Genomic DNA, 24,609 nt, shown 5'->3' on the forward strand with positions numbered 1-24,609 from the left:
TGTCGGGGCCTCTTCTTGTTTCTGGTCCGGGAACGCGGGCAAGGCCGCGATGGCGAAGGTCAGCGGCGGGGGCTGCCGGGAGGCAGGGCAAAGCGGGCCTGCCCCGCGAGCGCGCCGTCGTCGTCGGGTGCATGGTTTTCCCCTGCGGAGAACTCCCGCAGGAGTCGGCCCAGCTTGTCCGCTTCCGCGCCCATGAGCTGGATGGCGGAATCGATCTCCTCGGCATGGGCCGTTGTGCCCTGAACCACGTCGCTGATCTGGCTGAGGGCGAGGTTGACTTCGCCGATGGCAGAAGCCTGGCTTTGGGACGCGGAGGCGATGTTCTGCACGATCGCCGCCGAGCCGGTGATGCTGCCCACGATTTCCTGGAAGGAGGCGGCCGTCTGTTTGGCGATTTCGTCGCCCTGGCGGACCTTGTGCAGCGAGTCGTCGATGAGCGCGGACGTCTCTCGCGCGGCCTTGGCGCTGCGCCCCGCAAGATTGCGGACCTCCTCCGCGACCACGGCGAAGCCCTTGCCGTGCTGTCCGGCACGGGCCGCTTCGACAGCCGCGTTCAGGGCCAGGAGGTTGGTCTGGAAGGCGATCTCGTCGATGACCTTGATGATTCGGGCGATGGATTCGCTCGATGCGGAGATGTCGCGCATGGCCGAGAGCATGTGGTCCATGTCCTTCTGGCCGCCTGCTGCGGCGCGTTGGGCATCGTTCGAGAGCGACTCGGCGCGGGCGGCGTTTCCCGCGTTTTCGCGGGTTTGTCCTCCGACCTCGTGCAGGGAGCTGGTGACTTCTTCCAGGGAGGCGGCCTGTTCCGTGGCTCCCTGGGCCAGGGATGTGCTGGAGGTGGATATTTCCTGCACCCCGGTGACGAGCACCGCGCTCGTGGCGTCGATTTCCTTGAGCAGAAGGTTGAGCTTGGCGTTTTCCTGCTTGATTTCAAGATCCTTCTGGCGCAGTTGGCACATCATGGCTTCCAGGTTGTCGGCGAGGGTCCGCAGTTCGTCGCTGCCGGAAACAGCGAAGTGGCGTGAATGATCGCCTTCGCGGATGTCCTGGCTGGCCTGGGTGATGGACGAGATGCGTCCCAGCACGGATCGGCGCAGGAAGAATATGATCGCGGCGAGCAGAACGCAAAGGCCCGCCACGGCGTAGAGGATATCCTTCACGAGCTGGTCGTCGATCCCCTGCATCTGCGCTTCCACATCCCTGAACACGACCATGCTGCCAAGCACGGGCCTTGAGGGGCCGTGGCAGTGGTGGCAGCCGGGATCGTTGGGAATGCCTGCGGCGCGGGCAAAAAAGCGGCGTCCCTCCAGGATGGTCGATACTTCCCCGGTTTTCCCGGATTCCAGGGTGCGCTTGACCAGGGCGGCCACTTCCGGTCCGACCTCGTCCTTTCCCAGGTCGCGGCGCAGGCTGTGCTCGCGGGTGGCGTAGGTCGTGTTGCCGTTGAAGTCGGTGATGTATATCCGGGTGTCCGGAAACATTTTGCCGAACTCGGCCACCTGGGCGCGGGTGCTTTCGTCGTCGCCCACGATCATGGGCTTGCGGATGGCCAGGCTGAGCAGTTCCGAGGTGCGGCCCAGGCTTTCGTCGAGCTGGGCGAGCATGGCTTGGCGCTGGGCCACGACCGTGACGCCCACGAGAACGGCGATGACGGTGGAAACGAGCAGGGAGAGCAGAAGAACGATCTTGGCGCTCAGGGAGGTGCGGATGTTCATCCTCATTGGGCGTCCTCAATGCGCGCCGGAAAACCGAAGCGGCTTGAATTTGAAATCCTGGATGCGGTCGCTGTTGTGGCAGCGCTGGCAGTCCTCGAGCGTGGGGGTGCGCTTGATGTCGGCCGGGTCGCCTGACTCGGCGTGCCGACCGCCGGGACCGTGGCAGGTTTCGCAGCCCACGTCGGCCAGCTGGGGCGTGGTTTCGTGGGAAACGAAGCCTCCGGGCCGGCCGTGCCCCGTGGTGTGGCAGTCGTAGCAGGATTCCAGCTCGGAAGGAGTGAGCTTGCGTTGCATGCGTTCCACGCTGTGCCAGGAGCGGGCCTTTTTCGAATTCTTGCTGTAGAACTCGTACTGCTCGTCGTGGCACTCGCCGCAGCGGGCCGAACCGACGTAATTCTGCTCCTGCTGCGCATGGGCCGCGACGGCGGCCAGGAGGAAGATGAGCGCGGCAGCGGCCACAGCGGCGCCGCGCCTTGTTTTCGTGCAAAAAAGGCTGGTCATTCGGTATCCGCTCCCATCAGAGGCTGAAGACAAAACAAGATCGATGCACACAACCGGCGATCGGCCGATTGTGTACACCGTTCACAAAACGAGGAGCGAATTCATTAAATGGCGAAGAGCAATTTGTCCAGCGTGCCTACGAGTTCAGCCATCTGCGGCTTGGTGATGAAGGCGTCCGCGCCCACTTCCTTGCATTTGATGCTCATTTGCTCGTTGATAAGGGAGCTGAAGATGATCACCGGCGTGGAGCCGTAGACCGGATCCTCCTTGAGACGGCGGCAGAGGGTCAGACCGTCGAGCTGGGGCATTTCGATGTCGGAAATGACCAGATTCACGAAGTCCGTGATGGGCTTGTCCTCGGCCTGGGCCTGCTTCTTGATCTTCATCAGATGTTCGGAGGCAAGCAACCCGTTTTCAAAGGGAGCCACCTGGGCGTAGCCGGCGCGCTCCAGGATCGTCAGGATGGTGTGCCTGATGAAGGAAGAGTCCTCGGCCAGGACGATACGCTTCGTTCTTCTGTCCTCGGGGGTGACGTCTTCCGGGAGGATGAGCTGTTTCTCGGAGTCGAGCTTGGTTTCCGGGAAGAAGCTGGCCACGAGGTATTCGAAATCGACGAGCAGGATGTCCTTGTCGTCCACATGCACGGATCCGGTGAAATGGGCGGAGAACTGGCTCATGTAGGCGTCGAGCTGGTCGATGCGGTCCCAGCCGATGCGGTGGATGCGGTTGACGCCGTCGGTGAGAAAGCTGCAAATCAGGTTGTTGAATTCCGTGACCAGGGCGATGGGGCGGTCCACGTCCACGCGGGTGTGCACGTGCATGGCCGCGTAGAGGTCCACGAAGGGGATGGTTCTTCCGCGCCAGAGCAGCACTCCCGGCATGGCCGGATCCGCGTCCGGCGTTCTGGTGAACTTTTCCGATTCGTAGGAGATGATCTGAAGCACTTTGGAGACGTTTACTCCGTAACTCTGCCCACCCAGGTAGAATTCCAGGATTTCGACTTCGTTGGTCCCGCTTTCCAGCAGAATTCTTTTTTCATCCCGTACTTGTGCCATGGCGTCCCTCGTATAAAAGTCTTCGCTATTTTTCCTTATAGCCGCCCGCTGGATTTATGGCAACGCCGCAGAGTCGATAAATTCGATCCGCGGCTGATTCGCTTGCCCTTTCCTGTCAGCGGAGCAAGCCGTTCCCGGACGTTTGGGAGTTTCTCCCGGGAAGGCTCGTTTCCGCGCTTGAACCTTGCAGGTATAATGCGCTACAGTCCCGCAAACATTGGCACTGGAGGGAATGGTGAGCGACGAAAAAAGCTGTAAGGATTTCCTTAAGGGAATGCCGTTGCCGGAGATCGATTTCAGGACCTTCCTGATGTCGCTTTCATCCTCGGCCCTGGTGGCTCTCGGCGAAACCGAGGATCCGTCCACGGGCCGAACCGAATTCATGCCGCATATCGCCAAGCATACCATCGACATCATCGCCATGCTGCAGCAGAAGTTTCAAAACGGGCTGGACGCCGACGAAAGCCGTCTGCTTTGCGAAATGCTTTACAACCTGCGCATGAAGTACGTGAACAAGGTCAAATAGCGGAGCAAGCCAATGAGCAAGCGGATTCCCGTCGGGCTGGTCGGAGTGACCGGCTACACAGGCATGGAGCTGGCGCGCATTCTCGCCTGGCACCCGTCCCTGGAGCTGGTCTGCGCCACCTCCCGGACCGAGTCGGGCAAACGCCTGGAAGAGTTGTATCCCTACCTGGCGGGAACAGGGCTCGGCGACCTGGAGATCAGCTCCCCCAGTCCGAAGGAGCTGGCCGCGCGCTGCCGCCTGGTCTTCCTGGCCGTTCCGCACAAGACCGCCATGGAGATCGCGGACGCGCTGCTCTGCGAGGGCGTCAAGGTGGTGGACCTTTCCGCGGACTTCCGCCTGAACGATAAATCCGTCTACGAGAAGTGGTACCAGACCGAACACAGCCGAGCGGATCGCCTGGACCAGGCCGTCTACGGACTGCCCGAACTCTACCGCGACGAAATTGCCGGAGCCGAACTGGTGGCGAATCCCGGCTGCTATCCCACCACGGCCATTCTGGGGCTCTATCCGGCCCTGGCCGAGGGACTGGTGGAAACCGGGGACATCGTCATCGACTCCAAATCCGGCACTTCGGGCGCGGGCCGCAAGGCCGCCGTGGGCACGCTGTTCTGCGAGGTCCACGATTCGTTCCGGGCCTATGGACTGGGCAAGCACCGGCATACCCCGGAGATCGAGCAGGAAATCTCCAAGCTCGCGGGGAAAAGCCTGACCGTTTCCTTCAATACCCACCTCCTGCCCATCGACCGGGGCATCCTGAGCACGATCTACACGCGATTGAAGCCCGGCGTGGAGCTCGACGCGGTGCGCGCTGCCTATGCGGCCCATTACGACGGCGAACCCTGGGTGCGCGTGCTGCCGGACGGCACATTGCCCGAAACGCGCTGGGTGCGGGGAACCAATTTCTGCGACATCGGCCTTGTGGTCGATCCGAGAACGAACCGACTGATCATCCTTTCCGCCATCGACAACCTCTGTCGCGGCGCCTCCGGGCAGGCCGTGGCCAACGCGAACCTCATGCTGGGATTGGAGCCGGACGACGGGCTGCGATTGACCCCGCTGATGCCGTAGGATCATCATGGAATTGACCCATCGGGACTTCGACGACCTGCGCGGCTACATCTACGAGTTGTGCGGGCTGCATATCCCGGACAACAAGGAATACCTGATCACCCAGCGGCTCAAGGGGCTGCTGCGGGCGGCGGAGGCCGAGTCCTGGCGGGAGCTTTACGAATTCCTGCGCCGCGATTGCTCGGCCCAGGTCCGGAACGAGGTCATCTCGGCCATCACCACCAACGAAACCAGCTTTTTTCGCGACCAGCATCCCTTTGATTCCTTCCGGGACCAACTCTTGCCGGAATTCTGCAAGAAGCTCGTGGCCCGGCGGCTTTCGGGCGACCGAACGCCCCTGCGCATCTGGTCGGCCGCGGCTGCCTCCGGCCAGGAAGCCTACACCCTGGCCATGATCATCATGGACCACCTGGAACGCAATCCCGGCAACGGATTGCGGCCTTGCGACTTCACCATCCTCGGTACGGACATTTCCGCGCGGGTGCTGGCCAAGGCCACGCAGGCGGAATATTCGGATTTCGAGCTTTCGCGCGGTCTGCCCGAGGCGTATCGCAAGTATTTCGAGCGTGCGGAATCCCGCTGGCGCGTGCGCGGAGATTTGCGTTCCATGGTCGAGTTCCGCCAGCTCAATCTCGTCACCGATTTTACGGACCTGAAGATATTCGACGTGATTTTCTGCCGCAACGTGCTCATATATTTCGATCAAGCAACCAAGAAGCAGATCCTGGAACGGTTCAGCAAGATCCTGCGGCCCGGCTGCCACCTGATTCTCGGCTCCACCGAAAGCGTTTACGGTCTTTCCGAGGCTTTTTGCCAGGAGCGCATCGGCAAAGCCATCCTCTACAGGTTGAAAGGGCCGGGCTGCTAGCCCGACCCCTCCTTTTCGCCGCTGGTCTAGCCCCTTTTCCCGCGGGGCTCCCTGCGGCGCTTTTTTCATGCCTGCTCCGCTTTCCCGGCCCTAGACCGAAGTCGCCTCCACAAGATCCTGTTGGGACATGCCCGCGAGCGTGCGGATGTCACTCAGGTCCAGGCCGAGTCCCTTGGCCACGCCACCGCCGTACTCCGGATCGACCTTGTGGAACAGGGCGCATTGCCTGCGCTGGATGCGCTTTTTGGCTCCGCCCAGGTGCGCGACGATGTTTCCGATGAGGTTCGCCCGGTCCTGATCGCTCATGACCTTGCGGAAGAGCGCGCCGGGCTGTTCGAAATCGTCGTTGGGGTGCTGGAATTCATAGCGGTCCGCATCGCCTTCCAGGGGGAGGCTGGGTTCGTTTCCGGCCGGGTCCGGGGCTGGTCCGCCGAAGGAGTTGGGCCAGTAGTTGGGACCGGAGCCGCCGCCGTCGTCCACCCGCATGAATCCGTCGCGTTGGTAGTTCAGCTCCGGGGCGTTCTTGGGCTGGTTCACCGGGATGAGCTGGTAGTTCGTGCCGAGGCGATGCAGGTGCGTGTCGTGATAGGAGAACAGCCGCGCCTGGAGCATCTTGTCCGGGGAGGAGGCGATGCCCGGCACGAAATTGCCGGGGCAGAAGGCAGCCTGTTCCACCTCGGCGAAGTAGTTCACCGGGTTGCGGTCGAGCACGAGCTTGCCCACGGTGATGGGCGGCACGTCCTTGTGCGGCCAGACCTTGGTGATGTCCAGGATGTCGTAGCGGTAATCCCTGGCCATCTCCGGGGTCATGATCTGCATTTCCAGGGTCCACGAGGGGAAATCCCCCTTGGCGATGGACTCGTGCAGGTCGCGGGTGGCGTGGTCCGGGTCGTCGGCGCGCATTTTGTCCGCTTCCTGCCGCGTGAAATTGCGGATCTTCTGGTCGGTTTTGAAGTGATACTGCACCCAGAAATAGTCGCCGTCCGCGTTGTACCATTTGAAGGTATGGCTGCTGTAGCCGTTCATGTGGCGATAGGTGGCGGGGGTGCCCCGGTCGGAGAAGAGCACCGTGACCTGGTGCAGGGATTCCGGAGTCAGCGAGAGGAAATCCCAGAACATGTCCGGATCCTTGCAGTTGGTGGCGGGATTGCGTTTCTGGGTATGGATGAAGTCCGGGAACTTGAGCGGGTCGCGGATGAAGAACACGGGCGTGTTGTTGCCCACGAGGTCGTAGTTGCCTTCCTCGGTGTAGAATTTCACTGCGAATCCGCGCGGATCGCGCTCCGCGTCCGCCGAGCCCTTTTCACCGCCCACCGTGGAGAAGCGGACGAACACGTCCGTCTTCTTCCCCACCTTGGAGAGAAACGCGGCCTTGGTGTACTTGGTCACATCCGCAGTGACCTGGAAATGACCGTAGGCTCCGGCGCCCTTGGCATGGACCACTCTTTCGGGAATGCGCTCCCGGTCGAAATGGGCCAGCTTCTCCATCAGGTGCATGTCCTGCATCAGCACCGGGCCGCGCGGCCCGGCGGTCACGCTGTTCTGATCGTTGCCCACGGGCGCGCCGAACGCCGTGGTCAGGGTTTTTTTCTTCTTGGTCATGCGCGAACTCCTTGGGTTGGGATGCGTGCTTTCGACCGACTGTCTCATGATCGGCCTCTGTGCGGGCGGAAGCGGAAATACGTCCGGCCCGGCAAAGATAATCAGGACCACCATAGCACATCCTCGTCAGCGAAGACAAAGTCCGACAGGATTCGAGCCGGGTTCAAGTGTTATGGAACTCCTGAATTATTGGTGAGTTATGATTTCTTCTCGGCGGGAGCGGACAGACGGTCGCGAAAAAATAATCCGGATATTGCGGACACAGATACGTCGTCGTGCAATAACGGGTACGCCGCCGCGCAGAAATGAACGTTCCAATTTGGTGACGATGGGCCTCTGGGCCGCTCAGCGTATTGACGGCATCTGTCGGTATATATATGCATGAATGGCAATATGACTATTTCCGCTTGCTGGAATATGAAGGGCGGGAGTCGTGTTTCGAAATCGACACTTCGGAGGGCTTGCCTTCGGGGTGGGAACGGGAAAAGGGTTATGAACGATTCTTGCGAACTGGATGAACTCATTCTGGTGATGAAGGCGCTGGCCGACCCCGGACGGGTGCTCATGCTCAAGCTCATGGAAGAGCGGGCGCTTTGCGTCTGCGAGCTTCGGCATTGTCTGGAACTGGCCCAGCCAACGGTCTCGCGGCATCTCAAGGTGCTGGAGCAGGCCGGACTGGTGGAACGGCGAAGAGACGGCCAGTGGGTAGAATATTCCCTGGCGGAGCAGGCTCCCGTCTTCGCCGCGACCATGCTTGCCGAACTGCGCGGCTGGCTGGCCGGGGATGTCCGCCTGGAGAGGATGCGCGAGATGCTCCAAGGCGTGGACAGGGCCACGGTCTGCGCAAGCTAGCGCGGAAGCGCGGGCACGAGCGGTCGATCATGGGAAAGAAGGGGAGCACGGTTCAAACCGCGATCCCCATGCGGCAGATCTCGAAATCCCGCCCGCAAGGGCGAATCGGAGGAGTGCGATGAAATCGGCGGCCAAGCGGCTTTCCTTTCTGGATCGTTACCTGACCCTGTGGATATTTCTGGCCATGGCCGTCGGGGTGCTCGGCGGCTGGCTTTATCCGGGCATCAAGGGCGTGGTCAACGCCTTCAGCGTGGGCACCACCAACGTGCCCATCGCCCTGGGGCTGATCCTGATGATGTATCCGCCCCTGGCCAAGGTCAAATACGAGCGCCTGCACCTCGTGTTCCGCGATGTGCGCGTGCTGGGGCTTTCCCTGGTGCAGAACTGGGTCATCGGCCCGATACTGATGTTCGGGCTGGCCGTGACGTTTCTTTCCGGCCAGCACGAATACATGGTCGGCCTGATCCTCATCGGTCTGGCCCGCTGCATCGCCATGGTCATCGTCTGGAACGACCTGGCCGAAGGCGACCGCGAATACTGCGCCGGCCTCGTGGCCTTCAATTCCATCTTTCAGGTGCTTTGTTTCTCCATCTATGCCTGGTTCTTCATCACGGTGCTGCCGCCCCTTCTGGGGCTTGAGGGGGCCGTGGTGGAAATCTCCATGGGACAGATCGCCGAGAGCGTATTCATATATCTGGGTATACCGTTCCTGGCGGGAATGTTCACTCGTTTCGCCGGGGTGCGGCTCAAGGGCGAGGAATGGTACGAAGAGAAGCTGTTGCCGATGATCTCGCCCCTGACCCTCGTGTTCCTGCTCTTCACCATCCTGGTCATGTTTTCCCTCAAGGGCGAATACATCGTCGAGCTGCCGTTCGACGTGGTGCGCATCGCCGTGCCGCTGTGCATCTATTTCCTGGTGATGTTCCTGGCCTCCTTCTTTCTCTCCCTCAAGGCCGGGGCCAATTACGAGCAGTCCGCGACCTTGAGCTTCACGGCCGCGTCCAACAACTTCGAGCTGGCCATCGCCGTGGCCATCGCCGTTTTCGGCATCGACTCCGGGGAGGCCTTTGCCGCAGTCATCGGTCCGCTGGTGGAGGTTCCGGTGCTCATCGCCCTGGTCAACGTGGCGCTCTGGATTCGGCGTCGCTTCTACCCGTATGAGGTCGCCGCGCCGTCCGGCGTCTGCCACGTCAGCTGCAAACCCTAGGAGGAGAGATGGACAAGACCCGCGTGCTCTTCATCTGCAACCACAATAGTGGCCGCAGCCAAATGGCCGAAGCGTTTCTCAAGGAATTTGGCGGAGAAGATTTTGAAGTGGAAAGCGCCGGACTGGAACCCACCAGCGTGAATCCTCTGGTGGTCGAGGTGATGCGTGAAATCGGCATTGACCTTTCCGGCAAGAGAACCCAGTCCGTGTTTGACCTCTACCGGATGGGGCGGCTCTACGATTACGTTATCACCGTTTGCGACGACGCGGACGAAGCCAAGTGCCCCATTTTCCCAGGTGTGGCCCAGCGTTGGCACTGGCCGTTTCCCGATCCGGCCGCTGCCGAGGGAACCCATGAGGAAAAACTAGAACATATCCGCGCCATTCGTGACCAGATCAAGGCCAGAATCGTGCGGCCGCACGATTTGCCATTTCGCGTGGACAGCCCGTTTCAGGAGTAAGATACCATGACCGAACCGATCCGGATTCTCTTTCTCTGCACCGGCAACTCCTGCCGGAGCCAGATGGCCGAAGGATTCGCCAAGGCGCTGAAGCCCGGCGTCATCGAAGCCTGGTCCGCCGGCGTGGAGACGCACGGCCTGAACCCGCGCGCCGTGGCCGTGATGGCCGAGGCGGGCGTGGACATTTCCGGCCACGCCTCCAAGCTCGTGGACGACCTGCCCGATCTGGAATTCGATTACGTGATCACCCTTTGCGGGCATGCCAGCGAGAACTGTCCGTTCTTCCCCGGCAAGGTCAAACGCCTGCACGTGGGGTTCGACGATCCTCCGGCACTGGCAAAGGACGCGGCCAGCGAGGACGAAGCCCTGGCCCACTATCGCCGCGTGCGCGACGAGATCCGTGATTGGATTCAAGGCATGCCGGAGAACCTGAAATAAAAGAGAATCGATTGATTAGGCTGCTCGGAGAAAGGGCGAAACTCTTTGCAGGATTCCCCCTTCCCCCGAAACCCTTCTCTCTTCAGAACCGTTTACCTGTCAGCGTCGCTTTGCGACGCTGACCAGATTCCGTTTCCGTAGATAAACGCTGCGCGGGCCGGATGCGAAGCATCGGCCCGCGCAGCCAAAAGGGGTTCCAAGGGGCCGCGGGCCCCTTGGCCGCCGGAGGCATGTTTTTTTCGTCCCCGCCCTAATGCGCCTCGGCCCAGTTCAGGCCGATCCCCATGTCCACCTTGAGCGGCACGCGCAGCTCGACCACGTTCTGCATGACCTCGGCAAGACGCTCGCCTGCCTTGCCGGCAGCGGCTTCGGGCGCTTCGAGCAGCAGTTCGTCGTGCACCTGGAGCAGCAATACGGCGTCCAGATCCTGGAGCGCCTGGTCCCTTGAGGCGGCGAGCATGGCCAGCTTGATCACGTCGGCGGCCGAGCCTTGGATCACGGTGTTCACTGCCTGGCGCTTGGCCTGGGATTCGACCTGCTGGTTCCGGGAATGGAGGCCGGGCAGAAGGCGTCGGCGACCGGCCAGTGTGGTGACGAAGCCGTGCGCGGCGGCGTCTTCCACGATGGTGTCGTAGAAGGCCTTGAGCGTGGAGAGGCGCTCGAAGTAGCGTTCGATGAAGCCTTTGGCGTCGTTCAGCGTGACCTTCAGCTCGCGGGCGAGGCGCTGGGGGCCCATGCCGTAGATGAGACCGAAGTTGATGGTCTTGGCCGAGCGGCGCTCCTCGCTGGTGACGGCTTGCGGCGAGTCTTTGTCGAAGAGCAGCGCGGCCGTGCGCGAGTGAATGTCCTCGTCGTGGGCGAACGCGTTGAGCAGGGCAGGGTCTTTGGAAAAATGCGCGAGCACGCGCAGCTCGATCTGCGAGTAGTCGGCGGCGGCCAGGAGCTTGCCGGGCGCGGCAGTGAAGCAGGCGCGCATGCGCTTGCCCTGGGGGCCGCGAATGGGGATGTTCTGAAGGTTCGGCCCGGAGCTGGAGAGGCGTCCGGTGGCCGTGGCGCTGAGGTTGAAGTGGGTGTGCAGCCGCCCGTTTTCGTCCACCAGCTTCGGCAGCGGTTCGAGGTAGGTGGAGCGGAGTTTTTCGAGCATGCGGAACTGGAGCAGGGCCTCCACGATGGGGTGGGTGTCCCTGATTTTCTCCAGAACCTGGTTGGCCGTGGAAGGCGCGCCGCCCGGGGTCTTGCCCGCGGGCTTGAGTCCGAGCTTGTCGAAGAGCACCCCCGCGACCTGCTGACTGGAGCGGATATTGAAATCCTCGTCCGCAAGCTTGTGGATTTCGCTGGTCAGGTTTTCGATTTCGCCTTGCACTTCATCGAGAAAATCGCCGAAGGCCTGCTGGTCGAGCCGAATGCCTGCCCGCTCCATGCCGGTCAGCACCGGGAGGAGGGGGAGTTCCATTTCCCGCATCAATTCGTCGAGGTTCGCGTTTTTCAGGCGCGGGGCCAGTCGTTCCATGCAGACCAGGGCGGCCTGAGCGTGGGCGTCCGGATGAAGGTTCGCCGGTTCGGGCGCGTCGGGCTGGTCCGGGTCGGGCTGGAAAATGCTCTGGTGCAGGCGCTCCCAGGAGTAATTGCGCTCTTCCGGATCGAGCAGATAGGCGGCGAGTCCGAGATCGAACCATTTTTCCAGGGGCAGCGCTTCCCAGGCGGGGGCGGCGCGCAGCAGGCTTTGCACGTCGGGCGTGGCCACGGTTGCGGCCTTGGCGAGGCTCTCGACGAGTTCGGGCAGAGGGCCGGTGTACTTCTGTTCCTCGCCGGGGCCGCCGGATTCCTGAACGGCGATGCGGATGCCCTTGTCGCGGACCACGAGCCCGATGGTCTTGCCCGCGCAGTCGGGCAGGTCGGCGGGAGCTTCCAGGAGGCCGGGCTCCAGGGGCGGGCCAGACGGCGCGGGGATCGGCGCAGCGCCGAAAAGGCTGGCCTGGGCTTGTGCTTCGGATTTGCCCGTCTGCCTGCCCTTGGGGGCCGCTGGTTTTCCTGACGCGGCAGCGGCTTCCGCGTCCTTGGGCAGCATGGAGAACAATTCATTCAGCAGGGAGCGGAATTCGTAGGTGCGCAGGAATTCGCCCAGGCCGGAGGCTTCCAGGGGCCGGACCTGGAGCTGGTCCAGGGCGGCGTCCTCGCAGCAGTCCGTGCGCATGCGCGTCAGCTCGCGGTAGAGGAAGGTGTTCTCCAGGTGTTCGGCGACCTTGGCCCGCAGCTTTTCAGGCAGGCGCTCCAGCCCGCCGTCGCGAAGTTCTTCCAGGTTGGCGGCCTCGGCCATGATCTTTTCGGCGGTCTTGGGGCCGACGCCGGGAATGCCGGGAATGTTGTCCGAGGTGTCGCCGGTGAGGGCCTGGAAATCGGGCCATTGGGCCGGGGTCAGGCCGGTTTCCTTGGTGAAGTCTTCCAGGGTGGTCAGCTTTTCGCTTTTTCCCGCCGGATCCCAGAGCACCACGCGCGTATCGATGCACTGCTTGAGGTCTTTGTCCGAGCCGACGATGACCACGGGGCGCTCGTGCTTGTGGCGCGCGGCCAGGGAGGCGATGCAGTCGTCGGCCTCCACTCCTTCGGAAACGATGAGATGCAGGCCCATGAGCTGGACCGCCTCGCGCAGCGGCTCGATCTGGGCGGCGAGGTCTTCGGGCATGCGCGGCCTTTGGGCCTTGTACTGGTCGAACATTTCATGCCGGAAGGTGGGGCCTTTGCCGTCCATGAAGAAGCCGAGATATTTTGGTTTTTCGTCGCGCAGAATCCGCAGAAGGATGCGCAGGACGATGAAGATGGCGTTGGTGGGGAAGCCGTCGGACCGTTTCAGGTCGGGGTAGGCGTAGAATCCCCGGTAGAGGAAGCTGGTTCCGTCAACGAGATAGAGGGGTTCTGCCGACTCGGTAAAGCGTTCTTTGATGCTCATGCCGCAAGGTAGCCCGAGCGCGGCGGGGAGGCAAGAGGCTAGAGCCGCTTGAACATCTTGCGCTTGCCCTGGCCCAGCTTCTTGAGCATGAACATTTCCGGGTCTTCGTTCTTGAGCGCTTCCAGGGGCACTTCGCCGCGCGCGGCGCCTTTGTGTCCGCCGGCGGAGCCGAGGTCGCCGAGCATCTGGGCCGCGAACTTGCCCATGTCGCGGCGGATTCCGTCGCCCCGGAAGATGCCCACGAGCTTGTCTTCGGCGATGCCGGAGATGACGACCCAGGACGCGCCGTGCACGCGGGTGAAGAAGTCCGCGACGATGACGAGGATGTCGGCGTTTTCGACCTTGCCCATGTGGGCGAAGAGACCGCCTGTGCCCACGCGCCGGAGGTTGTAGAAGGCGCGGGAGAAGAAGCGCAGCCAGTCGAGATGGAACTCGCTGCGGGAGATGCGGTTGATCAGCGAGGGATCGGAGAATTTCGAGAGATATTTGAAGGCGGCCACGTCCGCGTCGATGAATTCGCGTTCCCAGTCGCTGGTGTCGGTCTTGATGCCGTACATCAGGGCGCTGGCCAGGAGCTTGGCCGGGCGGATCTTCAGGTTGTAGAGATATTCGGTCAGCATGGTGCAGGTCGCGCCGTATTTGGGGCGCAGGTCCGTGTACGCGGCGTCCACGGGCTTGTCCTTGAAGACCGGGTGGTGGTCGATGACCAGGGTGAACTTGTAGTCGTCGAAAGCGGGGTGGTGGTGCGGCTGGGAATCGATGAGCGCGAATTTGTCGTACTGGGCTGCGAGATTGGGGATGATCTTGCGCGTTGGGATGCGCAGATATCGTATCATGGCCAGGTTGTCGGGACGCTTGATCTCGTTGATCTGGCCGATGGCCACGTCCTGAACCCGTCGGGTCATGATGCGCTTCAGCGCCATGGCCGATCCCAGGGCGTCCGGGTCGGCGTTGATGACGATGAGCCAGCGCTCGTCCTTGTTGAAAAGGGCCAGCATTTTTTCTAGCTGTTCGTCGAGTTGTCGAAATAAGGCCATGTTATCCCTTCTTCAGCGTCAGAGGCAGGCCCGCGCAGACCAGAAAAACCTGGTCCGCAAGGCGGGCGACGGCCTGATTGAGCCTGCCCAGCCGCCGGACAAAAAATCTGGCCTCTCTGCCTGCGGGCAGAGGGCCGAGGCCGATTTCGCACGAAACCAGGATCAGGTCCGGACCTTGCCAGACCCGCAGCACGTCCAGCAACCGCTCGACAGGCTGGTCTTCCGACTCGTCCGGGATACAGGAAAAGAGCCAGAAGTCAAGGCTGTCGATCAATACCGCTCCGTATCCCTTTGTAATGGTTCCCAGGATATCTGGCAAGTCGGGTCCGGATTCGAGCACGGGAAGCGCGGGCCCCCGGTCCTGCTTGTGGTCCAGGATCTGACGGCGGAAATCCAGGTCCATGGCCTTGCCCGTGGCCACGAAAAGGCACGGTTCCGGCGATTCTTCGAGCAGGTCGAGAGCGAAGGCGGATTTGCCCGACTTGTTGCCGCCGAGAACCAGCGAGATCATGCCTGCGTCCCGGCTCCGGGGGCGAGCGCCAGTAGCGTTTGCAGCGAGGAGCGGAAGCCTTCCACGTCGAAGACTTCGAGCACGACGGTGGCGCCGGGGCGCAGCGCGCTGAGCATGGATCCCAGCAGCAGGCGTCCCGTGTCGTCCAGTTCCGACAGGGGCAGGTGGCGTCCGGGCCGGGTCGGGTCCGGCGCGCTGAGGTGGAGCATGTCCACCCGCTCGCCCAGGCCCGGCAGAGCCAGCATCTGATATTGGCGGTAGAGCAGGATGTGGCCCAGGTCCACGCAGGCGCCGAAACCGCTTTCCAGCACTTCGGGCCAGATTTCCGTGAGATCGCAGCCCTGGACGTTTTCGAGCAGCACCTTGCGCGGTTCGATGCCTGCCGCGGCGAAACGCCCGGCGAGCATGCGCAGCGGAATTCCTTCCGGCGGGGGATGGAGCACGTAGCGCCGCGGACTCAGGCGATCCGCGCGGGCCAGCAGCCGCTCCAGCATGCGCCAGGCCTTTTCCAGGCCCTGTTCCCAGGGCAGGTCCAGGGGCAGATGGGCGTGAAAGGTCAGGGGCGCGGGGCGGGCTTCGGTTTCTTCCGCGTCCTTGCCCATGTCCACGCCCATGTCTTCGCCCGTGTCCTCATCTTCGGCCAACTCCTGCGGCAGGAGCCAGGGCGGCGTCAGTTCCTCCGCAGTGTAGGCGAGGCAGGGCTCGGTTTCCAGAAACATGAGCGCGACCTCGTCCACGGAGCCTTGCAGGTGCTCCGCGATCCATGCGCAGTTTTCCGACACAGTGCCGGGCAAAAGCCAGCTCGGAGCCGCGATTCGAAAGGGAAAGTTCTGCCGCTCCGCAGAGCAGGCGCTTTGATTTACGTGCGTATCGTTTTTGGGCATGGCGTATGCATTTTGTTTTGCAGGAGAGGGATCATCAGGAGGCACGAGATGACAAGCCTACGGGATCGAATGCAGCATGTCCTCAATCCCCTGCATCTGTTTTGCAGACTGCGCCGAGCGGGCATGGCCGAAGAACCGGCCCGGCTGCTCTGCGCCATCTGGGAAAGGGGCTTTTACCGATTTTTGCTTTCGCGGTCAGTCTAGCAGACTGATGCGCCGCTCCTTCTGCACCTTGCGTGCGGTCAGGGTCGAGCGGGTCATCAGCTCGGCCGGGATTTCCTTGAGGAATCGCGAGGGTTGAGGGTTGAGGGTCCGTCCGAAGAGCATCCGCCGTTCCGCATGGCTGAGGAAAAGCTCGCGCTTGGCGCGGGTCATGCCCACGTAGAGCAGCCGCTTTTCCTCTTCCACGTCGGCGGGCAGCCTCGCTCCGCCGGCGTTGCCCGTGAGCATGTCCGTGCCGGCGAAGGGCAGGATGCCCTCTTCCAGGCCCGGCAGAAACACGACGTCGAACTCCAGGCCCTTGGAGGCGTGCAGGGTCATGATCTGGACTTTTTCCGCAGTGCGCCGGACCAGCTCCAGGTCGCTCTGCAAATGCACCCAGTTGACCAGACCGGCCCAGCCGCCCCGGCGCTCGTAGGCTTGCTTCAGCTCGCGGAACGCCTTGCCCTTCCAGAAAAAATCGTCATATCCGCCCGATGCGCTTAGATACGCCCGGAGCGCTCCCGGACCTCCGGGCAGCAGGTGCGCGGGAAATTCGAGGCATTTGTCGCCTTCCGGCCCTTCGCCGCAGGCCAGGCCCAGGGTGCGGCCCGCGGCCCGCAGGATCGCGGCCACGCGCGGCTCGTTCCAGAAGGCTTCGGTTTCGGGCGTGGCGCAGGGCACCCCGTACCGCTTGAGCGCGCCTTCGATGATGGGGATCAAGCCGCGAAAGCGCACCAGCACGGCCAGGTCGCCTGGGGCGTATCGTCCCTGCCCGCCCGCGTCCGTGAGGCTGTGGCTGGTGGCGCCGATGAGCCGCTTGATGCGCTCGCTGATCCAGGCGGCCTCGCGGCGGCCGTCCGGCGCGCGGAAAATGTGCAGCCGGGCGTCGATGTCCTGTTGCGCCTCCAGGCGCGGCTCCTTGGGGAAGAGTCCCAGGGCGGCGTTCAGGATTTTTTGTCCGGAACGATAATTTTCGTGCAGGGGGATGCGCTCCAGCTTGGGCCAGACCGCGCGCAGCAGTTCCTCCGCGTTGCCCGCCGCCCCCCGGAAGCCGTAGATGGACTGGCAGGGGTCGCCGATGGCGAAGAAGCCTTCGCCTTTGTCCTTGGTCAGGGAGGTCACGAGCTTGATCTGCAACGGCGAGAGATCCTGGACCTCGTCCACGAGCACGTGGTGGTGGATGCGCTGGAACGCCTCGCCCTGGCTCTGTTCGAGCAGGAATTCGAGCAGGTCGGTGTAGTCCGCGAGGTTCCAGGATTCTTTTTGCTTGGTGTAGCGCTGCACGGCCTCGGCCAGGGCAGGCTCCTGTTCGGCCAGGGTTTCGCGGGCGAGGTTGTGGCGTTCCCAGGCGCGGTCCAGTTCGCGGCCCGTCAGTTCCGGGTTGACTTCGGCGAAGATGGTCTTGGCCGAATGTTCGTCGAGCACGACAGGCTCTTCGCCGTAGGCGTGGCGCCAGTATTCGAAGGCCAGGGAGTGCAGGGTTCCGGCCTGGGGCAGGGGCGCGTCCGCATCGAGTCCGAGGGTGGCCTGGAGCCGCTCGCGCAGTTCCACGGCGGCCCGCCGGGTGAAGGTCAGCACCAGGATGCGCCGGGGCGGTTCGCCCGCCTCCAGCAGTCGGGTGATGCGGCCCATGAGGGTCTGCGTCTTGCCCGTGCCCGGCCCGGCCACCACCAGCACGGGGCCGGGACCGGCGGAAATGGCGCGGCGCTGGTCGGAATTGTAGCGGATGCGCGCGGCGTCCGCGGCGACGCGCACGGCCATGGGCTGCGCGGGCGCGGGGTCGTCGTCCGTCGGGGCTTCGCTTTCCTTGGGCGCGGCCATCTGCTCGGGCTGGGGAGCGAGAAAGAGTCCGTTGCGGATGCGGTCGCGCTCCTGGGGGGTGAACAGGGAAATGACGCCGAACTCGCCGTCGAATCCGGGCTTGCGCATGACCTGCCCCTCGCGCATCCGGCCGATGCCTTCGGCCAGGACCGGGTCCAGGCGGCGGATGTCCTCCAGGGGGGCGCGACGCAGAACGGCCAGTTCCGACCCGAAAGCGCCCACGAGTTCCAGGTAGCGGGCGTGGACCTTCTTGGAACCCGCTCCCACGCCGAGGATCTCGCCGAGCACTTCCTTGAACGGGATCATGGATTCGAATCCGGGCTGGCCCTGGGGCCGCTGCGGTTCGGCGCGGTCCGCGAGGTCCGCGATGCGGGCGAGCACGCCCCGCGTGACGGGCTTGCCGCAGACCGGGCAAAGCCCGCCGCGCATGGCCGTTTCCTGCGGGTCCATGACCACGCCGCATTTGCGGTGGCCGTCCATGTGGTACTTGCCCTCTTCCGGGAAGAATTCGAGCGTGCCGAGAAATTTGTGGCCCAGGCTTTCGCCGCGCAGGGCGCGATAGATGCCTTCGTAGGAGGCCTCGCCCTGGAAGAGGTTGCACTCGCGGCCGAGCTTTTCGCCGGAATGCGCGTCCGAGTTGGAGATCATCCGGAAACGGTCCAGCGCGCTCCAGGTCCAGTTCATTTCCGGATCGGAGGAGAGGCCCGTTTCCATGGCGAAGATGTGCTGGGAAAGGTCGCCGAAGCATTCCTCCACGGAGTCGAAGCCGGAATTGGAGCCGAAGAGCGCGAACCAGGGGGTCCAGATGTGCGCCGGGACCAGGAAGGCCATGGGGTGCGTCTCCAGGACCATTTCCAGGAGGTTGCGCGAATCCAGGCCGAGGATGGGCCTGCCGTCCGAAGCCAGGTTGCCCACCTGGGCCAGGCGTTCGTTGAAGCGGCGCACGGAATCCAGGTCCGGCATGTAGACGAGGTTGTGGACCTTGCGGACCTTGCCGCCGCGCTTGTAGATGGAGCTGATTTCGGCCTGGAGCATGAAGCGGGTCACCCCGGCCGGATCGCCGTCCAGGGCGGGGACTTCCGCGCCGATGCCCGCCGGATCCTTGAGCACGTAGAGGCCGCGCCCGTCCTCGCGGAGCTGATCCTCCATCTCGGCGACCCATTCGGGGTGGGTGAAGTCGCCCGTGCCGAGCACGTCGATTCCCTTGACCCGCGCCCAGGCCGCGAGTCCCCGGAGGTTCAGGTTTTTGCTCGTGGCGCGGGAAAACCGGGAGTGGATGTGCAGATCGGCGGTAAAGCGGTCCATCCGGCCACGATATTCTCTCGCCACGGAGAATGCAAGCGGGACCGGGTCTTGAACCGGGTTTTGCGGCGTGTTTCAGGCGTATTCGCGCTGCATGAAAAAGGCGGCCTTTCCGACATGTTCGGAAAGGCCGCCGTCATGACGCGAGGAGCAGGATCAGCCCAGGCCGGACACGATCTGGTAGGAGACCGTTGCCAGGCCGAAGGCCAGAGCCGTGTTGAAGACCACGGCGAACCCGGCCCAGCCCCAGGACGCCTCCTTGGCCATGGCGACCACGGTGACGAAGCAGGGCGCATAGAGCAGGATGAAGATGATCAAGGATACCGCGGTGGCCGTGGAGAAGTCCGGGTCCGAGGCGAGCCGCTGGGAAAGCGGGGCCGCGTCTTCGGGGTCCACGTCGCCCAGGGAATAGGCCGTGCCCAGGGTGGTGACGATGACCTCCTTGGCGGCGATGCCGCCGATGAGGGCGATGTTCACGCGCCAGTCGAAGCCCGCTGCGCTGGTGACCTTTTCCAGGGCCATGCCCACGCGGCCCGCCACGGAGTTTTGCAGCGCTGCCTCGGCCTGGTTGTTGTCCACGGCGGTCAGGGAGGCTTCCAGGGCGGGCCGGGCGAGTTCGTCGGCCTGCTCCATCTGGGCCTCGATGGCGGCGCGCTGGGCGTCGAAGCGTTCCAGAGTTTCCGCCGGAAGCTGCGGGAAGGTCATGGCCGCCCAGAAGAGGATGGAGATGGCCAGAATGACCGTGCCCGCCTTCTTGATGTACTGCCAGGCGCGCTCCCAGGTGTGCAGCAGCACGCCGCGCAGGGTGGGCATCCGGTAGGGGGGCAGCTCCATGAGGAAGGGGGTCGGCTCTCCCTTGAGCAGGGTCATGCGCAGGCCCTTGGCCACGACCAGGGCCATGGCCCAGCCCACCAGGGTGATCCAGAACATGGCGTTGCCCGCGGACTGGGGGAAGAAGGCGGCCACGAGCAGGATGAACACGGGCACCTTGGCTCCGCAGACCATGAACGGCGCCGTGAGGATCGTTGCCAGCCGTTCCTTGGGGCTGCGCAGGGTGCGCGCGGCCATGACGCCGGGCACGGCGCAGCCGCCGGGGATGCCGCCGGAGATGATGAAGGGCATCACGGAGCAGCCGTGCAGGCCGAAGGCCTTGAACACGCGGTCCAGCATGTAGGCCATGCGCGCCATGTAGCCGAGGTCTTCGAGAAACGCGAGCATCAGGAACATGATCACGATCAGGGGCACGAAGCCGAGCACGCCGCCCACGCCGTCGATCATGCCGGAGACGATCAGGGACTTGAGCAGGCCGTCGGGCAGCAGGGCGCCCGCCGTGTCGCTGAGCCAGCCGAACATGCTTTCGACCCAGCCCATGGGGATGTCGCCCACGGTGAAGGTCACCTGGAACATGCCGTAGAGCACGAGCAGCATCAGGGCCGGGCCGAACAGGGCGCTGGTCACGACGCGGTCGATCTTGTCCGATATTTCGATGCGCGTGCGCGAGGTGCCCCGCCGGACCACGCCGCGCTTCATCAGCGAGGCGATGAAGCCGTAGCGGTAATCCGCGATCACGGCTTCCGGGTCGGTGTTCAGGGTCTTGCGGCAATGGTTTTCCACGCGCTCGGCTATGGCTTCCAGGCTGGCGGAAAGGTCGCCCGCCTTGCGGCCTTCCACGCGGATCTGCTCGTCGCCTTCGAGATATTTCAGGGCCAGCCAGCGCGCCGGGTAGCGGTCCGTGAGGAAGTGGGCGTTGTTGATCAGCTCCTCCATTTCCAGCAGGGCCTCGTCCATGTCCGCGCTGTAGGAGATGCGCAGGGGCTTCCACTCGTCCACGGAGTCGGCCACGGCCAGGGCCGCGCGGACCATGGCGTCGCGGCCTTCGCCCGTGCGGGCCACGGTTTCGATCACGGGGCAGCCGATCAGCTCGGAAAGCAGGGCCGAGTTGATCTGCATGTCCTTCTTGCGGACCTCGTCCATCATGTTCAGCCCCAGGACCAGGGGCGCGCCCATTTCCAGGAGCTGCACGGCCAGGTAGAGGCTGCGCTCCAGGGTGTTGGCGTCGAGCACGTCCACCACGGCGTCGGGCCGCTGGCCCAGCAGGAAGTCGCGGGCCGCGATTTCCTCCGCGGTGTAGGCCGTCAGGGAATATGTTCCGGGCAGGTCCACAACGCGGATGTTGCGCTCCGCGAGCTTGAAGAAGCCCTCCTTGCAGTCCACGGTCACGCCGGGATAGTTGCCCACGTGCTGCCGCGAGCCCGTGAGGGCGTTGAAGCTGGTGGTCTTGCCGGAGTTGGGGTTGCCCGTCAGGGCGATGGTCACGGGGCTAGTCATTGTCGAGCACCTCCACGCTGATGTGGTCGGCCTCGTTGTTGCGCAGGGTCAGGGTAAAGCCGTTCAGCCGCAGGGCCACGGGGTCGCGCAGGGGAGCCCTGCCCGTGACCGCGATCTCCGTGCCGGGAATCAGGCCCATCTCGCGGATGCGCCGCCCGAGGTCGCCCTGGGCGCGCACGCTGCGGATGACCGCCTTCTGGTCCACCTTGAGTTTTCGAAGTCCGATGTAGTCTGCCATAGTCTCCTCAAAGGGGCTTGATGTGTATCGTTCGCAGAGACTGAATATTGACATTGAAAATCATTGTCAACTAAAAAGAGGTGACGAGGTGTAAATAATTGCACAAGCCAAGCGTGGCAAGGGCCCGGCCCGGAGCTGAGACGGGGGAGGCAGGGACTTCCGCGAACGCGGGGCGAAGCGCGTCCCGCGCGCACGGGTTCGGGAAGCCTCGGGAAGGATATTGTTCGGGGCGCGAGAATGTCGCTTGACGCTCCGGGAGCAAGTAGGTATTGACTCTCGTTCTCAACAAGGTAGAATGCAAGCATGTCGGAAACAAATATGAAAAATCAGCCGCTTTGCCGGTTCCCGCAAGGTTCCCTGGTCCGCGTCGAGGATCTGGCCTCCTGTCGGGGAGCGCGTTCGCGGCTTTACGCCCTGGGGCTGACCCCCGGCACCGAGCTGGAAGTGATTTCCACTTCCGGGGGGCCTTGCCGTCTGCGGGTGCGCGGCTCGGATTTGATCATCGGGCACGGCCTCGCCAACAAGATCATCGTCTGCCCCGTGGACCCCTGCGCCTCGGAGTGCCGCATCGAGGACGATCCTTCCTGATTTTCCTTCCCTTTCGCCGAGCGGCTGGCTCTCCCTCTCTCCGGCGCGACTTGCGCCGCGTTCTTTGACGCGCTGCGCGGCCGCTTTTGAGCCGCTCTCTTTAGGCACGGGTCATGCACATATGTTTCAAGAGAAAAATATGCCTATGCTGAACCTTTTCCGGAGAGATGCCGCATGTGCGCCATGACCATCGACAACAACGCCAATTACAGCATCTATAACCTGGGCCTCGGCCTGGGGAATTCTTCGTCCACGTCGTCCACGTCCTCCTCGCGCTCGTCCCGCTACGGCGGGGGCGTGGAGAGCATGAGCACCCAGGAGCTGCGCGCGCAGATCGACAAGCTGCTTGAGGACGTGCCCGTGGGCAGCAGCGGCAAGCTCTCGTTTGCCGACGTCATGGACTACCGCGACAAGCTCCGAAACGAGTTCGAAGCCATCGCCAAGGAAGATCTGGAAGCCTTGGGAGTGGATACGGAAAGGGATTTCTCCCTCAGCTACAACGCCACCACGGGCAAGGTCACGGTGGACTCCAGCCATCCGGACAAGGCGATCATCGACAAGTATTTCGAGGACACGCCGGAGATGACGGAGGCCTTCGCCAAGATCGTGACGCTTTCCAAACTCACGGCCACGGCGGAAAACAAGCTTTCGCCCACGGAGTTCAAGCGCCAGATGCAGACGCAGGCCATGGCCTGGTGGGCCGAGGGCAACGGCAGCAGCGACTGGTTCAGCGGAGGCGGCATGATGCTCTCGCCTGCCGGGATGAGCATGCTCGCGGGAGTCAATATTCAGGTCTAGCCCGTGGACGAGCGGAAATTCTTGCCGCGGAAAGCTTGTCGGGCTATTCTGGAACGGAACCTCGAGCAGAAGGAGCGCCCCATGCCCGACATGGACCTGATCGTCCTTGGATACGACCTTTCCGGAATCCGCAACAGCAACGAGGCCCGCGTGGCCCGACTGCTGCCGGAAGCATTGAAGGATTTTCCGGACTATGCCCCGGACCAGCTGGATGTCGAGGACATCTACGGCCTGACCCTGAACCGCCTGGAACCCCGCTACCGCCAGCGCGGCACGATCCAGCTTTCCGGCCGCACGCCGGACGACGAGATCTTGTGGGAAATCGGCAACGCCATCCGCATCGTCCGCGAAAATCCCACGGACGGCCGCACAAGCTGAAACGCGCCTCGGAAAAATCACAGGGCCGGAATGCGATCTCCCGCATTCCGGCCCTGTGATTTTTGTGCGATGGCGGATCAGCGGTTCGCCAGATACCGCTCCAGACGGTCCATGCCCTCGGCGATGTTTTCCAGGCTGCTGGCGTAGGAGAACCGCAGATAGCCCTCTGCGCCGGGTCCGAAGTCGATGCCGGGGGTCACGCCCACGTGCGCCTTTTCCAGGATGTCGAAGGCCAGGGCCAGGGAATCCCCGGACACGTGCCTGAAATCCACCAGCACGTAGAACGCGCCCGTGGGCTCATGGGGAATGGACAGGCCCATGCCCCGCAGCCTGCCGAGCATGTAGCGCCGCCGCTCGTCGTAGATGCGCTTCATGCGTTCCACGTCCTCGGCCGCTTCCTGGAGCGCGGCCACCCCGCCCCATTGGGCGGGCGCGTTGGCCGAGATGAAGAAGTTCTGGCAGAGCTTCTGCATGGGCCGGATGAACGGCTTGGGCGCGATGAGGTAGCCGAGCCGCCAGCCCGTCATGGCGTAGAGCTTGGAAAATCCGTTGAAAACGAAACACTTGTCCGTGAATTCGAGGATGGAGTGCTCGCGGCCCTCGTAGACCAGGCCGTGATAGATCTCGTCCGAGACGATCCAGGGACCGTTGCCCCGGCCCAGGTCCGCTATGGCCTGCATGCGTTCCTTGGAGAGCAGGGTGCCCGTGGGGTTGGCGGGCGAGTTGATCAGGATCGCCTTGGGCTGTTCGCCGAGCCGTTCCCGGATGGCTTCGGGCCGGTACTGGAAGCCGTCCTCCTCGTAGACGCGGATGGGCAGCGGCTCGCCGCCGGGAAAGCGGATGAAGTTCGCATAGCAGGCGTAGCTGGGGTCGGAGATGACGACCTTGTCCCCGCGTTCCAGGAGCGTGGAAAAGAGCATGAACATGGCCGGCGAGGTGCCCTGGGTGACGATGATCTGGTCCGGATGGATCTCCACGTCGTACCTGTTCAGGTAGTCCTCGCAGATGGCCTCGCGCAGCTCGATGATGCCCAGGGAGTGCGTGTAGTGGGTCTGGTTTTCGTCCAGAGCGCGGCAGGCCGCCTCCTTGATGCATTCGGGCGTGTCGAAGTCCGGTTCGCCGATTTCCAGGTGGACCACGTGGTGGCCTTCGCGTTCCAGCCGCTGGGCGGCTTCCAGGATGTCCATGACCAGGAACGAGGTCATTTCGCGGCAGCGGGCGGATATTTCGGTGCAGGTGGTGTCGTTCATGTCCGGACCTTTTGGGGATTGCTTATGAAAACG

Annotated in this window: 22 protein-coding genes; 10 read left to right on the forward strand and 12 right to left on the reverse strand. The window is 63.3% G+C overall.

Annotated features, from left to right (window positions below; all coding sequences use genetic code 11):
* Nucleotides 1-59: 59 nt before the first annotated feature.
* From G452_RS20355 to G452_RS17740, 3 genes are all read right to left on the reverse strand, one after another.
* The gene (locus tag G452_RS20355; RefSeq protein ID WP_081650438.1) at nt 60-1,721 is read right to left on the reverse strand and encodes a methyl-accepting chemotaxis protein; all 1,662 of its coding nucleotides are present in this window, start codon (nt 1,719-1,721) and stop codon (nt 60-62) included.
* Nucleotides 1,722-1,730: 9 nt separating this feature from the next.
* The gene (locus G452_RS0102495) at nt 1,731-2,216 is read right to left on the reverse strand and encodes a cytochrome c family protein (RefSeq protein ID WP_022660680.1); all 486 of its coding nucleotides are present in this window, start codon (nt 2,214-2,216) and stop codon (nt 1,731-1,733) included.
* Nucleotides 2,217-2,320: 104 nt separating this feature from the next.
* Entirely contained in the window at nt 2,321-3,271 is a 951-nt protein-coding gene (locus tag G452_RS17740; RefSeq protein WP_022660681.1) for a chemotaxis protein, read from the reverse strand.
* A gap of 274 nt (nt 3,272-3,545) precedes the next feature.
* Here G452_RS17740 and G452_RS0102505 point away from each other — a divergent pair, with 274 nt between their 5' ends.
* Genes G452_RS0102505 through G452_RS0102515 form a run of 3 tightly spaced genes read left to right on the forward strand, consistent with a single transcriptional unit; the run spans nt 3,546 to nt 5,733 of the window.
* Nucleotides 3,546-3,797 carry a DUF1844 domain-containing protein gene (locus G452_RS0102505; protein ID WP_327077699.1) on the forward strand — a complete coding sequence of 84 codons (252 nt, stop codon included), beginning with the start codon at nt 3,546-3,548 and terminating at the stop codon, nt 3,795-3,797.
* A 12-nt stretch (nt 3,798-3,809) separates the two neighbouring features.
* Nucleotides 3,810-4,865 (forward strand): N-acetyl-gamma-glutamyl-phosphate reductase, encoded by a 1,056-nt coding sequence (gene argC, locus G452_RS0102510; protein ID WP_022660683.1) that lies wholly within the window; start codon nt 3,810-3,812, stop codon nt 4,863-4,865.
* Nucleotides 4,866-4,872: 7 nt separating this feature from the next.
* The gene (locus tag G452_RS0102515) at nt 4,873-5,733 is read left to right on the forward strand and encodes a CheR family methyltransferase (RefSeq protein ID WP_022660684.1); all 861 of its coding nucleotides are present in this window, start codon (nt 4,873-4,875) and stop codon (nt 5,731-5,733) included.
* Nucleotides 5,734-5,823: 90 nt separating this feature from the next.
* Here G452_RS0102515 and G452_RS0102520 read toward each other — a convergent pair whose 3' ends face one another.
* Nucleotides 5,824-7,335 (reverse strand): catalase, encoded by a 1,512-nt coding sequence (locus G452_RS0102520; RefSeq protein ID WP_022660685.1) that lies wholly within the window; start codon nt 7,333-7,335, stop codon nt 5,824-5,826.
* 492 nt (nt 7,336-7,827) lie between these two features.
* Here G452_RS0102520 and G452_RS0102525 point away from each other — a divergent pair, with 492 nt between their 5' ends.
* The 4 genes from G452_RS0102525 to G452_RS0102540 all read left to right on the forward strand — a co-directional run bounded on the left by G452_RS0102525 (nt 7,828) and on the right by G452_RS0102540 (nt 10,293).
* Nucleotides 7,828-8,187 (forward strand): ArsR/SmtB family transcription factor, encoded by a 360-nt coding sequence (locus tag G452_RS0102525; RefSeq protein WP_022660686.1) that lies wholly within the window; start codon nt 7,828-7,830, stop codon nt 8,185-8,187.
* A gap of 118 nt (nt 8,188-8,305) precedes the next feature.
* Nucleotides 8,306-9,394: an ACR3 family arsenite efflux transporter gene (gene arsB, locus G452_RS0102530; RefSeq protein ID WP_022660687.1), complete on the forward strand. Its 1,089-nt coding sequence runs from the start codon at nt 8,306-8,308 to the stop codon at nt 9,392-9,394.
* Nucleotides 9,395-9,402: 8 nt separating this feature from the next.
* Nucleotides 9,403-9,855 (forward strand): arsenate reductase ArsC, encoded by a 453-nt coding sequence (locus G452_RS0102535; protein WP_022660688.1) that lies wholly within the window; start codon nt 9,403-9,405, stop codon nt 9,853-9,855.
* Nucleotides 9,856-9,861: 6 nt separating this feature from the next.
* On the forward strand, nt 9,862-10,293 hold the full coding sequence (locus G452_RS0102540; RefSeq protein WP_022660689.1) for an arsenate reductase ArsC: 432 nt from the start codon (nt 9,862-9,864) through the stop codon (nt 10,291-10,293).
* A 250-nt stretch (nt 10,294-10,543) separates the two neighbouring features.
* Here G452_RS0102540 and polA read toward each other — a convergent pair whose 3' ends face one another.
* The 7 genes from polA to G452_RS0102580 all read right to left on the reverse strand — a co-directional run bounded on the left by polA (nt 10,544) and on the right by G452_RS0102580 (nt 21,562).
* The gene (polA, locus tag G452_RS0102545) at nt 10,544-13,240 is read right to left on the reverse strand and encodes a DNA polymerase I (RefSeq protein WP_022660690.1); all 2,697 of its coding nucleotides are present in this window, start codon (nt 13,238-13,240) and stop codon (nt 10,544-10,546) included.
* Nucleotides 13,241-13,278: 38 nt separating this feature from the next.
* Nucleotides 13,279-14,277 (reverse strand): DHH family phosphoesterase, encoded by a 999-nt coding sequence (locus tag G452_RS0102550; protein WP_022660691.1) that lies wholly within the window; start codon nt 14,275-14,277, stop codon nt 13,279-13,281.
* Nucleotide 14,278: 1 nt separating this feature from the next.
* Nucleotides 14,279-14,788, reverse strand: a complete 510-nt coding sequence (locus tag G452_RS0102555; protein ID WP_022660692.1) for a bifunctional adenosylcobinamide kinase/adenosylcobinamide-phosphate guanylyltransferase — start codon at nt 14,786-14,788, stop codon at nt 14,279-14,281.
* Nucleotides 14,785-15,672: a cobamide remodeling phosphodiesterase CbiR gene (cbiR, locus tag G452_RS17745; protein WP_022660693.1), complete on the reverse strand. Its 888-nt coding sequence runs from the start codon at nt 15,670-15,672 to the stop codon at nt 14,785-14,787. The genes G452_RS0102555 and cbiR overlap by 4 nt, the downstream gene beginning before the upstream one ends.
* Nucleotides 15,673-15,867: 195 nt before the next feature.
* Entirely contained in the window at nt 15,868-18,999 is a 3,132-nt protein-coding gene (locus G452_RS0102570) for a UvrD-helicase domain-containing protein (protein ID WP_022660695.1), read from the reverse strand.
* A 153-nt stretch (nt 19,000-19,152) separates the two neighbouring features.
* Entirely contained in the window at nt 19,153-21,324 is a 2,172-nt protein-coding gene (gene feoB / locus G452_RS0102575) for a ferrous iron transport protein B (protein ID WP_027188959.1), read from the reverse strand.
* Nucleotides 21,317-21,562, reverse strand: coding sequence for a FeoA family protein (locus tag G452_RS0102580; RefSeq protein ID WP_022660697.1), 246 nt, complete (start codon nt 21,560-21,562; stop codon nt 21,317-21,319). The genes feoB and G452_RS0102580 overlap by 8 nt, the downstream gene beginning before the upstream one ends.
* Before the next feature lie 318 nt (nt 21,563-21,880).
* Here G452_RS0102580 and G452_RS0102585 point away from each other — a divergent pair, with 318 nt between their 5' ends.
* The 3 genes from G452_RS0102585 (at nt 21,881) to G452_RS0102595 (ending at nt 23,326) form a co-directional block, all read left to right on the forward strand.
* Nucleotides 21,881-22,150, forward strand: a complete 270-nt coding sequence (locus G452_RS0102585; RefSeq protein ID WP_022660698.1) for a FeoA family protein — start codon at nt 21,881-21,883, stop codon at nt 22,148-22,150.
* Nucleotides 22,151-22,324: 174 nt separating this feature from the next.
* Complete coding sequence (locus G452_RS0102590) at nt 22,325-22,948, forward strand: hypothetical protein (RefSeq protein WP_022660699.1); 624 nt, start codon at nt 22,325-22,327, stop codon at nt 22,946-22,948.
* A gap of 81 nt (nt 22,949-23,029) precedes the next feature.
* Nucleotides 23,030-23,326, forward strand: a complete 297-nt coding sequence (locus tag G452_RS0102595; protein WP_022660700.1) for a late competence development ComFB family protein — start codon at nt 23,030-23,032, stop codon at nt 23,324-23,326.
* Nucleotides 23,327-23,403: 77 nt separating this feature from the next.
* Here the strand turns inward: G452_RS0102595 and G452_RS0102600 are convergent, their stop codons facing one another.
* Nucleotides 23,404-24,576, reverse strand: coding sequence for a pyridoxal phosphate-dependent aminotransferase (locus G452_RS0102600; protein ID WP_022660701.1), 1,173 nt, complete (start codon nt 24,574-24,576; stop codon nt 23,404-23,406).
* Between the last annotated feature and the right edge of the window lie 33 nt (nt 24,577-24,609).

It is taken from the genome of Paucidesulfovibrio longus DSM 6739 (assembly GCF_000420485.1).
Taxonomy (GTDB): domain Bacteria; phylum Desulfobacterota; class Desulfovibrionia; order Desulfovibrionales; family Desulfovibrionaceae; genus Paucidesulfovibrio; species Paucidesulfovibrio longus.

Coding starts and splice junctions, on each gene's coding strand:
- argC (WP_022660683.1), top strand. CDS start 3,810: ATGAGCAAGCGGATTCCCGTCGGGCTGGTCGGAGTGACCGGCTACACA.
- G452_RS0102505 (WP_327077699.1), top strand. CDS start 3,546: ATGCCGTTGCCGGAGATCGATTTCAGGACCTTCCTGATGTCGCTTTCA.
- G452_RS0102550 (WP_022660691.1), bottom strand. CDS start 14,277: ATGGCCTTATTTCGACAACTCGACGAACAGCTAGAAAAAATGCTGGCC.
- G452_RS0102525 (WP_022660686.1), top strand. CDS start 7,828: ATGAACGATTCTTGCGAACTGGATGAACTCATTCTGGTGATGAAGGCG.
- G452_RS0102515 (WP_022660684.1), top strand. CDS start 4,873: ATGGAATTGACCCATCGGGACTTCGACGACCTGCGCGGCTACATCTAC.
- cbiR (WP_022660693.1), bottom strand. CDS start 15,672: ATGCCCAAAAACGATACGCACGTAAATCAAAGCGCCTGCTCTGCGGAG.
- G452_RS0102495 (WP_022660680.1), bottom strand. CDS start 2,216: ATGACCAGCCTTTTTTGCACGAAAACAAGGCGCGGCGCCGCTGTGGCC.
- G452_RS20355 (WP_081650438.1), bottom strand. CDS start 1,721: ATGAGGATGAACATCCGCACCTCCCTGAGCGCCAAGATCGTTCTTCTG.
- feoB (WP_027188959.1), bottom strand. CDS start 21,324: ATGACTAGCCCCGTGACCATCGCCCTGACGGGCAACCCCAACTCCGGC.
- G452_RS17740 (WP_022660681.1), bottom strand. CDS start 3,271: ATGGCACAAGTACGGGATGAAAAAAGAATTCTGCTGGAAAGCGGGACC.
- G452_RS0102540 (WP_022660689.1), top strand. CDS start 9,862: ATGACCGAACCGATCCGGATTCTCTTTCTCTGCACCGGCAACTCCTGC.
- G452_RS0102600 (WP_022660701.1), bottom strand. CDS start 24,576: ATGAACGACACCACCTGCACCGAAATATCCGCCCGCTGCCGCGAAATG.
- G452_RS0102535 (WP_022660688.1), top strand. CDS start 9,403: ATGGACAAGACCCGCGTGCTCTTCATCTGCAACCACAATAGTGGCCGC.
- polA (WP_022660690.1), bottom strand. CDS start 13,240: ATGAGCATCAAAGAACGCTTTACCGAGTCGGCAGAACCCCTCTATCTC.
- G452_RS0102585 (WP_022660698.1), top strand. CDS start 21,881: ATGAAAAATCAGCCGCTTTGCCGGTTCCCGCAAGGTTCCCTGGTCCGC.
- arsB (WP_022660687.1), top strand. CDS start 8,306: ATGAAATCGGCGGCCAAGCGGCTTTCCTTTCTGGATCGTTACCTGACC.
- G452_RS0102580 (WP_022660697.1), bottom strand. CDS start 21,562: ATGGCAGACTACATCGGACTTCGAAAACTCAAGGTGGACCAGAAGGCG.
- G452_RS0102520 (WP_022660685.1), bottom strand. CDS start 7,335: ATGACCAAGAAGAAAAAAACCCTGACCACGGCGTTCGGCGCGCCCGTG.
- G452_RS0102590 (WP_022660699.1), top strand. CDS start 22,325: ATGTGCGCCATGACCATCGACAACAACGCCAATTACAGCATCTATAAC.
- G452_RS0102570 (WP_022660695.1), bottom strand. CDS start 18,999: ATGGACCGCTTTACCGCCGATCTGCACATCCACTCCCGGTTTTCCCGC.
- G452_RS0102555 (WP_022660692.1), bottom strand. CDS start 14,788: ATGATCTCGCTGGTTCTCGGCGGCAACAAGTCGGGCAAATCCGCCTTC.
- G452_RS0102595 (WP_022660700.1), top strand. CDS start 23,030: ATGCCCGACATGGACCTGATCGTCCTTGGATACGACCTTTCCGGAATC.